We start from the raw sequence: 12,276 nt of genomic DNA on the forward strand, positions 1-12,276 counted from the left end.
GTGGCACGGTGATCTCCGGCACGTGCATCGGACGGATCGTCAGTCGCAGGAGGCCCTGTGAACCTCGTGAGCAACGCCGTGAGCACCGCAGAGCGCGTGAATCCTGCGGTTGCGCCGCCCCGGGCGCGCCCTCGGCGCGCGAGTCGCGCGGCGGTCGCTGCTCTGCTCGCGGTCACCGCGATGGCCGGGCTCTCCGCGTGTTCCGGCGGATCGGCGGACGGTGGGACCGCTCACACCGGTTCGGCGGCAGTCGTCGGGGGCCAGCGGATCAGCGTGGCCACGGTCCAGGACCAGGTGAACGCGTTCCGCGCGGCGGCGCCCGCGCAGGGGCAGCCGGCGACGGCGGGGCAGGGGCAGGTGTACGGGCAGGACTCGCCCGGTGTGCCGACCGCCGTGCTGCAGTTCCTGATCCAGTCGCAGGTGGTCCAGTCGGCGCTGAACGCGAAGGGGCTCTCGGTCTCGGCCAGTGAGGTGACCGCCGTGGAGTCGCAGAACGCCGCCCAGCTCGGCGGGTCGGCCCAGCTGTCGTCCGCGTTCGTCGCCGGGACCGGGCTGCCGCCGAGCGACCTCGACGCGTACTTCCGGACGGTGGTCGGCGAGACGAAGCTGGTCCAGGCGACCGGCGTGAGCCAGGCGACCAAGCAGGAGTACGACGCCGACGTGGCCAAGGCGCTCGACGCGCAGGTGGCGAAGATCGGTTTGGACGTGAACCCCCGCTACGGCAGTTGGGATGCCGCGACGGGCGGTCTGGGCGCGGTCGCGCGCCCGTGGCTCAAGGCCACCTGAGGACACGAGGAGTTGCCCGAGAAGTTGCCCGGGAAGTTCTCCGAGAAGTTGTCCACAGGCGAGGAAGCGGGTAGCCGAGCTGTCGGTCCGGCGAGGTAGGTTCGGGGCGTGGCACAGAACGAGACCCATGCCCCTGACGTCCCCGCCCCTGACCTCCCCGCCGCGCCGGGCCGGTTGATCCTGCTCGGCAGCACCCACCGGGTCGCTCCCGGCCTGCTGTCCTGGCCCGCCTGGCAGGCGCTGCACGCGGCCGACCGGGTCCTGGTCGGCGACGCGGCGCATCCACAGCTCGCGCCGCTGGCGCAGGCCGGTGTCACGGCGGAGGTGCTCGACGTCCCCTCGTACGCGCTGGCCCGCACGCTGGCCGTGGCGGCGGCTGGGGCCGTGGTGGTCTGGGTGGTCGGGCCGGACGGCGATCCCGGGCTGACCGACTCGCTCGCGCGGCTGGCCGTCGAGGGCGCGCAGACGCCCGGCGTGGTCGTTCCGGAGCTGGAGCTGTTGCCCGGCTCCTACGACTTGCCCGGCGCGCGGCTGCTCGATCTGGCCTGGGTGATGGACCGGCTCCGCTCGCCCGGCGGCTGTCCCTGGGACGCCGAGCAGACGCACGAGTCGCTGGTGAAGTACCTGGTCGAGGAGGCCTACGAGCTGGTCGAGGCGATCGAGGAGGACGACCGCACGATGCTCCGCGAGGAGCTCGGCGACGTGCTGCTCCAGGTCTTCTTCCACGCCCGGATCGCGCAGGAGCACGAGACGGAGCCGTTCTCGATCGACGACGTGGCCGGCGGCATCGTCGAGAAGCTGATGTACCGTCACCCGCACGTCTTCGGCGATTCCGACGCCACCACGTCCGAGCAGGTCGAGGCCAACTGGGAGGAGCTCAAGGCCGCCGAGAAGCAGCGCGATTCGGCGGTGGACGGTGTCCCGCTGGCCCAGCCCGCGCTGGCCCTGGCCGCCAAGCTGCACTCCCGCGCCACCAAGGCGGGCGTCTCCGCTGCTCTGCTGGACCAGGGAGCGGGCGCCGGCGACTTCGGTGCCCGGCTGCTCCGGCTCGCCGTCGAGGCGCAGGAGGCCGGGGTCGACCCGGAGGCCGCGCTGCGCGCCGCCGCGCGCGTCTACCGGGACGCGATCCGCGCGGCCGAGTCCGACGCCTGATCCTGCCCGAAGCCCGCCCTTGACCGAAGCCCGCGAACTCGCGGATCACGGAGGACAGATGGAGATCCGGCCGCTGCACGCCTGGCCGACGACGCAGGACGCGGCGCTGGCGGTCCAGGCCGAGCTGCGCCCGCTGGTGCGTGCCGTCCCGCTCGGCCCGCGTCCGCGCACGCTCGCCGGGCTGGATGTCGCATACGCGGGTGCGCACGGCGGCGCGGACGACGAGGTGGCCGCGGCCGTCGTAGTCCTGGACGCGGAGACGCTGGAACCGGTCGAGCAGGCCACGGCGGTCGGGCGGGCCGGATTCCCGTACCTGCCCGGCCTGTTCGCCTTCCGCGAGCTGCCGGTGCTGCTCCGGGCACTGGAGCAGTTGACCGTCACCCCGGACGTCTTCCTCTGCGACGGCCAGGGTCTGGCCCACCCACGCCGCTTCGGCCTCGCCTGCCACCTCGGCGTGCTGACCGGCCGCCCGACGCTCGGCGTCGCCAAGACGCCGCTGCTGGGGGAGTGGTCGGAGCCGGCCGCCGAGCGCGGGTCCACGTCGGAGGTCACGGACGGCGGGGAGGTCGTCGCCCGCGTCGTGCGCACCCAGACCGGCGTCAAGCCGGTGACGGTCTCGATCGGCCACCTGATCGACCTCGACGGCGCGACAGACCTGGTGCTGCAGGCCGCGCCGCGCTACCGCCTGCCCGAGACGACGCGCCTCGCCGACCGGCTCTGCCGCGTCGCCCTGCAGGAGTCCGGAGCCGGCACAGGCGTCAGTAGCGAATGAAGAGTTTGGCGACGAAGCCGACCACGCCGGCGATGAGGCTGAGCGGAAGCGTGACGATCACCAGCACGAAGCCGATGGCGCCGATCTGCCACCAGGGCGATGGGCTCTGCGACTTCGGCTTCTCGTCGGTGCCGGGGGCGCGATGGTTGCCGTGGGGGGCGGTCCTGTTCTTCCCGGCGCCGACGCCGACACCGACGGAGCTCGGCCACCCACCGATCACCGCCAGGGCGCAGCCCAGGCAGACCAGGATCAGCAGGCACAGCGCCACGTCCATCGCCGCGTTGTCGAGGCCGGGTTGGGCGTAGTCGGTGCCGTCGGCCTCACGTCGGACAGTGAGGGAGTGGCCCACGGATGCCCGGGTGTCCTCCAGCTGGAGATCCCGCACCACGACCGAGCCGTCGGTCGAGGTGAAGGTGCCGTCGCAGAAGTTGTGCGAGCTCTTCCCGCCGCCGGTGGTCCAGCACTTGGTGGCGGTGAAGCTGCCCGGGGTCCCGGCGTGGCCGACGTCGTAGGGCAGGTTCGCCAACGGGCCGACCAGCATCACCCACCCCGCGAACGCCACGGCGACCGCTGCTGCCAGCAGGCCGAACGCCGTGGTCGTCAAGGAGGGCGCGGGGCGCGCATCGGTCGTGAGCTGGCTGGGCTGGGTGTTCGTCATCTGCTTCCCCCGTGTGCGATTTGCCCCACCATGCTGCCATCGCCGCTGATCCGCGCCGTCACCCGCCCCTCCCGCGCGGCCCGGGGACTGTGTCGCGTGGCAGGAGGTCAGTTGCCACTGACGACCTCGGCGATCACGCCGACCGCGCCCACCAGGAGGGCGAAGGGCAACGACAACGCGATCAGCCACAGGCCGGCATTGGCGATCTGCCGCCACGGTGTCGGGCGCGTCGAGGCCAGGGAGCGCTTCTCGGGCTTCTGCCCGGGCACCTGGTCCTTGCCCAGGATCACGTTCCTCACAGCTGCTTGATCGATCGGCTGCTTACGTCTCTCCAGCCGCCGCTGCTGCCGCAGTTGCTGTTGACGTCGCCGCTCTGCGGCGTTGACGTACCGGCGTCCGACGCCGATCCGGAACAGCACGAGGCCCAGAACGGTCAGGGCCGCGAGGCCCACGGCGATGTCGATCGTGGCGTTGGCGAAGCCGGGTTGGGCGTATTCGGCGCCGTCCGCCTCGCGTCGGAGGGTGACGGGGTGGCCGACGGAGGCACGGGTGTTCTTCAGCTGGAGATCACGCACCACCACGGAGCCGTCGGTCGAGGTGAAGGTGCCCTGACAGTAGATGCTGTAACTCCTGGCGGAGCCGACCTTCTGACAACTGGTCGCCGTGTAGGTGCCAGGCGTCCCGGCCAGCCCGGCGTCGTAGGCGAAGTTGCTCCCGGCACCGGTCACCAGGAAGAACACGGTGAACGCGGCGGCCAGCAGTGCCACCACCACGGCGAGCACGGGATGCTGCCGTGCGGACGTCGGCTCGGGCGCCCGCGGCCAACCGGGCGGGGGATACGCGCCGGGCGGCGGAGGCGGGTAGGCACCCTGCGGTGGCGGGCCCCACCCCGGTCGGGCCTGGCCCTGCTCGAAATCGTCCGACTGGGTGCCCTTCATGATTCCCCCTCTTGTCCGCCGCCCAGGGACATGGTGGCATCGCCCCATGACAGTGACGCCACCCTCCCCCTCGCGCTGGGGCCTCACCTTCCCGCTGGACGGGATCCCCCTGGGCGCGCAGCGCGCGCTCGTCGAATCGCTGCCGGATCTCGGGTTCACCGACCTCTGGTCGATGGAGACCGCCGGAGCCGACGCTTTCACGCCCCTGGCGCTGGCGTCCGTCTGGGCCCCGACGCTCAACCTCGGCACGGCGATCGTCCCCGTGCACACGCGCGGTCCGGCGCTGCTGGCGATGCAGGCCGCGGCACTGGCGGAGGCAGCGCCGGGACGGTTCGCCCTCGGTCTCGGGTCGTCGTCGCCGGTGATCGTGCAGGACTGGAACGCGGTGCCCTTCGAGCAGCCGTTCCAGCGCAGCCGCGACGTACTGCGGTTCCTGCGTGCGGCGTTCACCGGTCAGCCGGTGACGGAGGAGTACGAGACCTTCGCCGTCCGGCGCTTCCGGCTGGACCGCGTGCCCGCGCAGGTGCCGCCGGTGCTGCTGGCCGCGCTGCGCTCCGGCATGCTGCGGCTCGCGGGCCGCGAGGCGGACGGCGTGATCCTCAACTGGCTCTCCCCGGACGACGTTCGTACCGCACGCGCGGAGTTCGACGCCGCGGCGGGCCCCGACCACGGCAAGGACGTGGTCGCGCGGGTCTTCGTCTGTCCGACCGAGGACGCGGAGTACGCCCGTGCCCTGGGCCGCCGCCTGATCGCGGCGTACCTGACGGTCCCGGCCTACGCCGAGTTCCACCACTGGCTCGGCCGCGGGAACGCTCTCAAGCCGCTGTGGGAGAACTGGGCCGCGGGCGAGCGGAAGGCCGCGGCCGCGTCGGTCCCGGACGAGGTGGTCGACGACCTGATCGTCCACGGTCCCGCCGAGCGGGTCCGCGAGCGACTCCACGAGTACGTCGCCAACGGTGTCACCGTCCCGGTCCCGGCGCTGCTGCCCGTGCCCGAGCAGGGCGCGAACGCCTTGGCGGCGGCCATCAAGGCCGTCAGCCCGGCCTGAGCCCTTCTGCAGACGGGATGTTGCACCTACCTGGGGGCGCGGGGAACTGCGCGAACAACCACTGACGAGCGGATGGCCCTGCTCGTTCGGCCTGCCACGTCCGTGGGTGGCTTATCGCGCAGTTCCCCGCGCCCCCGGAGGTTGCAACGACCTCATCTGCAGAACGGCGAACGGCGTCCCTACGCGCCCAACTGCGGGAGCGAGGCGACCGCCTTGCGCATACCGGAGAGCCAGCCGTCCCGGTCGGAGACGCGCTGCTGTTCGTAGGTGGCGACCTCCTCGTGGGGGAGGATCAGGAACCGCTCCTCCGCCAGGCCGCGGACGACCGACTCCGCCACGTCCTCCGGCTCCAGCAGCGGGCCGAACGCCGTCAGGACCGCGCGGACGTCCTCGCGCGCGGTCATCGCCGTGCGCACGCCCTGCGGGCACAGCGCGCTGACGCGGATGCCCTGCGCGCCGTAGGTGACGGAGAGCCATTCCGCGAAGGCGACCGCCGCGTGCTTGGTCGCCGTGTACGCCGCGTCGCCGGGCATCTGCAGCAGGCCCGCCGCGCTCGCGGTGTTGAGCAGGTAGCCGTGGCCGCGCTTCAGCATCCCGGGCAGGACCGCACGCGCCGCGTAGACGTGGGACATGACGTTGATGTCCCAGTTGGCCTGCCACAGCTCGTTGGACGCGTCGATGCCCGCGCCGCTGCCGATACCCGCGTTGCTGCAGAACAGGTCGACCTGGCCGAGGTGCTTCTCGGCCGTGTCGACCAGCGCCCGCACGTCGCTCTCGCGGCTGACGTCGCTGGCCACTCCGACGGTGTGGCAGCCGTGGCGGTCCAGCTCCTGGGCGAGGTCCTCGACCTTCGACCCGTCCAGGTCGGCCAACAGCAGGCCCCGTGCGCCCTCTGCGGCGAACCGCCGCGCCAGTGCCGTGCCGATGCCCCCGGCCGCGCCCGTGACGACGACTACCGCGCCTTCCAGCTCCATGCCCGAACCCCTTTGTCCGCACTCGACGGATCGGACCCCCGCACGGCCCGATCGCTGCGGGCGATCGTAAGCTCACTACCCGTTGGTACGACAGTGTGTCTCTGCCCACCTTTCCGAACCGTTAACGTCGAGACGTGCCCGATCTCGCCCAGCCCCCGCTCTTCTCGCCCGCGTTCGCAGCCGATCCCTACCCGGCGTACGCCTGGCTGCGCGACCATGCGCCGGTCCACTGGACCACCCTGCCGAGCGGGGTCGACGCGTGGTTGGTGACCCGGTACGCCGACGCGCGCCAGGCGCTGGCGGACGCCAGGCTGAGCAAGAACCCCGCCCGCCACAGCGGGCAGGCGCACCGCAGCGGCCGGGTCGGCATCCCGGGCGAGCGCAACGCGGACCTGATGACGCACCTGCTCAACATCGACCCGCCGGACCACACCAGGCTGCGCAGTCTGGTGTCGAAGGCGTTCACCCCGCGCCGGGTCGCGGCCTTCGAGCCGCGTGTGCGCGAGATCACGGACCGGCTGATCGACGCCTTCGCGGAGCGCGGGCACGCGGACCTGATCCACGAGTTCGCCTTCCCGCTGCCCATCTACGCGATCTGCGACCTGCTCGGCGTCCCGCCGGAGGACCAGGACGACTTCCGCGACTGGGCGGGGATGATGATCCACATGGGCCAGGCGCCGCGCGGCGGCGTCGGGCGGGCGGTGAAGAAGATGCGCGGCTATCTGGCCGAGCTGATCCACCGCAAGCGCGCCGACCTCGGCGACGACCTGATCTCCGGCCTGATCCGCGCCAGTGACCACGGTGAGCACCTGACCGAGAACGAGGCCGCGGCGATGGCCTTCATCCTGCTCTTCGCCGGCTTCGAGACCACGGTCAACCTGATCGGCAACGGCATGTACGCGCTGCTGACCCACCCCGAGCAGCGGGCGCTGCTCCAGGCCTCGCTCGACCGGGGTGAGACCGCGCTGCTGGAGTCCGCCGTCGAGGAACTGCTGCGCTACGACGGGCCGGTGGAGATCGCCACCTGGCGGTTCGCGACCGAGCCGCTGACCGTCGGCGGCCAGGAGATCGCCCCGGGCGACCCGGTCCTCGTCGTGCTCGCCGCCGCCGACCGCGACCCCTCCCGCTTCGCGGACCCGGACCTGCTCGACCTGGCCCGGCGGGACAACCCGCACATCGCCTTCGGTCTCGGCGTCCACTACTGCATCGGCGCGCCGCTGGCCCGCCTCGAAGCCCAGTACGCGATCGGCGAGCTGCTGCGCAGGCTCCCTGACATCACGTTGGCCGCCGACCCAGCGGAACTGCGCTGGCGCGGCGGCCTCATCATGCGGGGGTTGCGGCAACTGCCGGTGGAGTTCGAGCCTGTCGGTGGCGCTTCGGGGGTGCAGGCGTAGGGGGAAAGGGCCCGGCCCGGCCGGTGTTGCGGCTCAGGCCGCGCGCTCGCCCGGCAGGGTGATCCGGAGCACCAGGTGGCCTCCGAAGAACATCACCATGCCGATGGCCAGGATCACGCTGCTGACCGAGCGCCGGTCGCGCGGGACGAGCAGCGCGACGAGCGCGACCAGGACCAACGACGTCTGCACGCCGACGTTCTGGAAGAGCAGGCCTGTCAGCCACTCGAACAGCCTGTCTCGTATCTCCATCTATCCACCTCCTGTGTATGTACAAGATGATTTCCAGGTAATGGAGGATGGGAACCTGTAAAACTGACGGGTAGACAAGTTCCGTCCGCAGCACGGGAGTACGCTGCGGGTCGGTCGGCGGAGGGGGTGGTGCTCCGATGGTCTCGAAGCGCGTGCAGGAGCAGTTGGAGCAGCGGATCGCCGAGGGCACGTGGCAGCCCGGCGAGTCCCTGCCCTCGGCGCAGCAGCTCGCCGAGGACCTCAAGGTGTCCCGGCTCACGGTGCAGAAGGCGCTGACCGCGCTCGCGCGCGACGGCCTGATCGTCACCCGGGCCGGCAAGCCCGCCGTCCTCACCGGCGCCCGCCCGCGCCGACCCGCAGCCGACGCGGACGCCGGCACGGAGGAGGAGACGAACGGGCCCGCGGACGGATACGCGGGCGGACCCTCCGACGGCGCGGTCGATGTGGTCGATGTCCTGGAGCGTCGGCTCGGTCGTGCGCTGCGCAGCCGCAGGCTCCGGGTGGACGTGCTCTCCGCGACCTCCGAGTCCTTCGTCGCTGCCCTCCAGCAGCAGTTGCTCGGGCTGCGTGCCCGTCGCGGGCCGGTGCTGGAGGAGTTCCGGGTACGTCTGCTCTTCTGCGACTTCAGCGGGCTGCCGACCTTCCCCCGAGTGCTGGGTGATCCGGACGACCACCGGCCGATCGCCCGGCTGCGGCGGATCGGACAGGACCAGGTGACCATGCTGCGCTCCGCCGCGAACTCGCTGCAGACCTTCCGACTGGTCGAGAACGAGCCGCTGATCGAGGCGCGGACGCTGCCGTTCCCGCCGATGGCCCAGCTCTACCTGGTCAACGACGACGAGGTGCTGGAGGGTTGGTACGAACTGCGGGAGCGTCAGGTGGAGGTCGGCGGTCACCGGCGCAGGCTGGCCGACCTGACCGGGTTGAGCACTCCGCTCTTCGTCAGGACCCGCCACTCGCTGCCCAATCACGTCGACTCCGCGTATGTCGACGCCGCCCAGGTCTTCTTCGACTCGTGGTGGTCCCAGGGCGAGCCGTACGGCGTTTCCCTGCATCGCTGACCCGTGTCAGTCCGTACCGACGCGCTGACCTGCGACGTCGTCAGGTCTGTCGGAAAGTCAAATAACAGCGGGGTAACGGACCTCACACGGGCTCCCCATCCGGCCCGATTCGACGTCACGGCGGCCGTGAAGCGGCTGGTCAGCGTCGAGCGAGCCGCCGTAGGAACGGGTGGTTCGCCAACATACGTCCCGGTGTCGGAGGTTGAGATTCGTATGAAGATCTGCCTAGCCTCCCTGTCGTCCGCGTAAGCGGACACCGCCGCGCGGGACGCCGAGTCCTGTCCACCGCGAGGCGGCAACGTCGAGTTGACGACCGGACAGGAGCGGGGGACCCAGGTAAGTCGCCGTGAACTCGGTTCACGGCTAGGGGTGAAGGCGCGAGAGCGCCCGGGCTACCTCACGGCCCGAACCCGACAGCTCACCTCGCAGGCGTCGGAGAGGAACATTTGCATGGGGTTCTCCGGCACCGGCCGTCATCGCCGCATCCGTGTCAACAAGGCCAAGGCCATCGTCGCCACCACCGGCGTGGCAGGCGCGGCCGTCGCGCTCCCGTCCTCGGCGCTTCGAGCGCCCACGCCGCCTCGGTCTCCATCTGGGACAAGGTCGCCCAGTGCGAGAGCGGCGGCGACTGGTCCATCAACACCGGCAACGGCTACTACGGCGGCCTGCAGTTCTCCGCGAGCACCTGGCGTGCCTACGGCGGTGGGGCCTATGCGTCGACCGCCGACCAGGCGAGCGAGGGCGCGCAGATATCCGTCGCCGAGAAGGTGCTGGCCAGTCAGGGGCCTGGCGCCTGGCCTGTCTGCGGCCCGCAGGCCGGTCTGAGCCAGGGCGGCCCGGCCCCCGCGACCAACACCTCCTCGTCCTCGTCGTCGCACTCTTCGAGCTCGGACTCGTCCTACACGTCGTCCTCGTCCTCGTCCTCGGGCGGCACGTCGAGCACCCACCACACGACGCACCACCGCAGTGCGCCGACGAGCGATACGCCGCAGTACGCCCCGAGCCACACGTCCGGTGGCGGCACGGGCGACTACACCGTCAAGCCGGGCGACACCCTCTCCGGCATCGCCGCGTCCCATGACATCCAGGGCGGCTGGCACGCGCTCTACGCGAAGAACCGCGCCACGGTCGGCGGCAATCCGAACCTGATCCTCGTCGGCGAGAGGCTCTCGTTCTGAAGCACCTTGTTCTGAGGCGCCACTTGAGCGGTGGACGGAGCTCCTACCGGCGGGTAGGGGCTCCGTCCGTATTGCCCGCCCGTTTTGTCCTTGGTGTTCGTCAGTCAAGACGGTGCAAAGGTCCTGAGTGGTTCGCACGGACAATGCGGCTAGGCTCAGTGCGTAACAACCCGCATCCCCCTGAGGAGACAGTTGTGCCCTCCATCGACGTCGTCGTAGCCCGGGAGATCCTCGACTCACGAGGCAACCCCACGGTCGAGGTCGAGGTCGGCCTCGACGACGGCAGCACCGGTCGTGCGGCCGTGCCGTCCGGCGCCTCCACCGGCGCGTTCGAGGCTCTGGAACTGCGTGACGGTGACAAGTCCCGTTACGGCGGCAAGGGTGTGGAGAAGGCGGTGCTCGCCGTCATCGAGCAGATCGGCCCGGAGCTGGTCGGCTACGACGCCACCGAGCAGCGGCTGATCGACCAGGCGATGCTGGACCTGGACGCCACCGCCGACAAGTCCTCGCTCGGCGCCAACGCGATCCTGGGCGTCTCCCTGGCCGTCGCGCACGCCGCCTCCGAGGCCAGCGACCTGCCGCTCTTCCGCTACCTGGGCGGCCCGAACGCCCACGTGCTGCCGGTCCCGATGATGAACATCCTCAACGGCGGTTCGCACGCGGACTCCAACGTCGACATCCAGGAGTTCATGATCGCTCCGATCGGCGCGGAGTCCTTCTCCGAGGCGCTGCGCTGGGGCGTCGAGGTCTACCACACGCTCAAGGCCGTGCTGAAGGCCCGTGGCCTTTCCACCGGTCTGGGCGACGAGGGCGGCTTCGCGCCGAACCTCGACTCCAACCGTGAGGCCCTGGACCTGATCCTCGAGGCGATCAAGGAGGCCGGCTACACCCCCGGCCGCGACATCGCCCTGGCCCTGGACTGCGCCGCGTCCGAGTTCTACAAGGACGGCGCCTACGAGTTCGAGGGCAAGTCCCGCACCGCCGCCGAGATGACGGCCTACTACGCCGAGCTCGTCGCCGCGTACCCGCTGGTCTCCATCGAGGACCCGCTGTTCGAGGACGACTGGGAGGGCTGGAAGACCATCACCGCCGAGCTGGGCGACAAGGTCCAGCTGGTCGGTGACGACCTGTTCGTCACCAACCCGGAGCGTCTGGCCCGCGGCATCAAGGAGGGCGCCGCCAACGCCCTGCTGGTGAAGGTCAACCAGATCGGCTCGCTGACCGAGACCCTGGACGCCGTCGAGATGGCCCAGCGCAACGGCTTCCGCTGCATGATGTCGCACCGCTCCGGCGAGACCGAGGACGTCACCATCGCCGACCTGGCCGTCGCCACCAACTGCGGCCAGATCAAGACCGGTGCCCCGGCCCGCTCCGAGCGCGTCGCCAAGTACAACCAGCTGCTGCGCATCGAGGAGATCCTCGACGACGCCGCCGAGTACGCCGGCCGCGGCGCCTTCCCGCGCTTCAACGGCTGACCGAAGCTCACCCGGTTCCTCCGACGCCCCGCTGTCTTCACCCTCTAGGGTGGGGGCGGTGGGGCGTCTGAGCGCCCGACAGCCAGGGAGGGACGACGAGGGTGGCGGTGGCCAAGCAGCGGCAGGCCGAGCACAAGCAGGACGGGCAGAAGCAGGCACGGCGGCGGCCGAAGCTGACCGGCCGTGCGGCGGTGCTCGCGCTCGTGGTCTGCGCCCTGGTCGCGGCGTTGGCGTATCCGATGCGGCAGTTCATCGCCCAGCGCTCGCAGATCGACCAGCAGCGCGCCGCCCAGCAGCAGGCGCAGCAGCAGGTCGACGAGCTGCGCCGGGAGCGGGCCCGCTGGGAGGACCCGGCGTATGTCGAGGCCCAGGCGCGGCAGCGGCTGCACTACGGCTTCCCCGGCGACACCCCGTTCAGCTCCGTGCTGCCCACCCCGACCGCGACCGCCTCGCCCTCGGCGCAGCAGCAGGCGGCGGCGCAGCCCTGGTACCAGAGCCTGCTCGGCTCGCTCGACTCCGCCGACCGGACCACGCAGCCGGGACGCTGAGGAACCCCGACAAACATTGAAGAATAGAGACATGTCGCACGAC

At 71.2% G+C, this 12,276-nt stretch carries 13 protein-coding genes and 1 riboswitch; of the genes, 9 read left to right on the top strand and 4 right to left on the bottom strand.

Annotation, left to right across the window (positions count from 1 at the left end; translation table 11 throughout):
• Window positions 1–57: 57 nt before the first annotated feature.
• The 3 genes from ABH940_RS04450 (at window position 58) to ABH940_RS04460 (ending at window position 2,710) form a co-directional block, all read left to right on the top strand.
• Window positions 58–786 (top strand): SurA N-terminal domain-containing protein, encoded by a 729-nt coding sequence (locus ABH940_RS04450; protein WP_370104368.1) that lies wholly within the window; start codon window positions 58–60, stop codon window positions 784–786.
• Window positions 787–894: 108 nt separating this feature from the next.
• A complete protein-coding gene (locus ABH940_RS04455; RefSeq protein ID WP_370104370.1) occupies window positions 895–1,938 on the top strand; it encodes a MazG family protein in 1,044 nt (347 codons plus the stop codon).
• 58 nt (window positions 1,939–1,996) lie between these two features.
• The gene (locus tag ABH940_RS04460) at window positions 1,997–2,710 is read left to right on the top strand and encodes an endonuclease V (protein WP_370061417.1); all 714 of its coding nucleotides are present in this window, start codon (window positions 1,997–1,999) and stop codon (window positions 2,708–2,710) included.
• Here the strand turns inward: ABH940_RS04460 and ABH940_RS04465 are convergent.
• Both ABH940_RS04465 and ABH940_RS04470 read right to left on the bottom strand, forming a co-directional pair.
• Window positions 2,697–3,368, bottom strand: coding sequence for a hypothetical protein (locus ABH940_RS04465; protein ID WP_370061415.1), 672 nt, complete (start codon window positions 3,366–3,368; stop codon window positions 2,697–2,699). The two genes, ABH940_RS04460 and ABH940_RS04465, sit on opposite strands and share 14 nt — an antisense overlap.
• 107 nt (window positions 3,369–3,475) lie before the next feature.
• Window positions 3,476–4,306 (bottom strand): hypothetical protein, encoded by an 831-nt coding sequence (locus ABH940_RS04470; RefSeq protein ID WP_370104372.1) that lies wholly within the window; start codon window positions 4,304–4,306, stop codon window positions 3,476–3,478.
• Window positions 4,307–4,352: 46 nt separating this feature from the next.
• On the opposite strand from ABH940_RS04470, the gene ABH940_RS04475 reads away from it, so the two are divergent.
• Window positions 4,353–5,354: an LLM class F420-dependent oxidoreductase gene (locus ABH940_RS04475; protein ID WP_370104373.1), complete on the top strand. Its 1,002-nt coding sequence runs from the start codon at window positions 4,353–4,355 to the stop codon at window positions 5,352–5,354.
• Between the two features lie 179 nt (window positions 5,355–5,533).
• Here ABH940_RS04475 and ABH940_RS04480 read toward each other — a convergent pair whose 3' ends face one another.
• Window positions 5,534–6,328, bottom strand: a complete 795-nt coding sequence (locus ABH940_RS04480; protein ID WP_370104375.1) for an SDR family oxidoreductase — start codon at window positions 6,326–6,328, stop codon at window positions 5,534–5,536.
• 134 nt (window positions 6,329–6,462) lie between these two features.
• Here ABH940_RS04480 and ABH940_RS04485 point away from each other — a divergent pair, with 134 nt between their 5' ends.
• Window positions 6,463–7,722, top strand: a complete 1,260-nt coding sequence (locus ABH940_RS04485; RefSeq protein WP_370104377.1) for a cytochrome P450 — start codon at window positions 6,463–6,465, stop codon at window positions 7,720–7,722.
• A 33-nt stretch (window positions 7,723–7,755) separates the two neighbouring features.
• Here the strand turns inward: ABH940_RS04485 and ABH940_RS04490 are convergent, their stop codons facing one another.
• Window positions 7,756–7,971 carry a hypothetical protein gene (locus tag ABH940_RS04490; protein ID WP_370061405.1) on the bottom strand — a complete coding sequence of 72 codons (216 nt, stop codon included), beginning with the start codon at window positions 7,969–7,971 and terminating at the stop codon, window positions 7,756–7,758.
• Between the two features lie 137 nt (window positions 7,972–8,108).
• Here ABH940_RS04490 and ABH940_RS04495 point away from each other — a divergent pair, with 137 nt between their 5' ends.
• The 4 genes from ABH940_RS04495 to ABH940_RS04510 all read left to right on the top strand — a co-directional run bounded on the left by ABH940_RS04495 (window position 8,109) and on the right by ABH940_RS04510 (window position 12,233).
• Entirely contained in the window at window positions 8,109–9,032 is a 924-nt protein-coding gene (locus ABH940_RS04495) for a GntR family transcriptional regulator (protein ID WP_370061403.1), read from the top strand.
• 289 nt (window positions 9,033–9,321) lie between these two features.
• Window positions 9,322–9,479, top strand: a riboswitch (cyclic di-AMP (ydaO/yuaA leader).
• A complete protein-coding gene (locus ABH940_RS04500) occupies window positions 9,479–10,210 on the top strand; it encodes a transglycosylase family protein (RefSeq protein WP_370104378.1) in 732 nt (243 codons plus the stop codon). (Overlaps the previous riboswitch by 1 nt.)
• Before the next feature lie 194 nt (window positions 10,211–10,404).
• On the top strand, window positions 10,405–11,685 hold the full coding sequence (gene eno / locus ABH940_RS04505; RefSeq protein WP_370061399.1) for a phosphopyruvate hydratase: 1,281 nt from the start codon (window positions 10,405–10,407) through the stop codon (window positions 11,683–11,685).
• 101 nt (window positions 11,686–11,786) lie between these two features.
• On the top strand, window positions 11,787–12,233 hold the full coding sequence (locus ABH940_RS04510; RefSeq protein ID WP_370061397.1) for a septum formation initiator family protein: 447 nt from the start codon (window positions 11,787–11,789) through the stop codon (window positions 12,231–12,233).
• Window positions 12,234–12,276: the final 43 nt, after the last annotated feature.

It is taken from the genome of Streptacidiphilus sp. BW17, from assembly GCF_041262485.1.
Taxonomy (GTDB): domain Bacteria; phylum Actinomycetota; class Actinomycetes; order Streptomycetales; family Streptomycetaceae; genus Streptacidiphilus.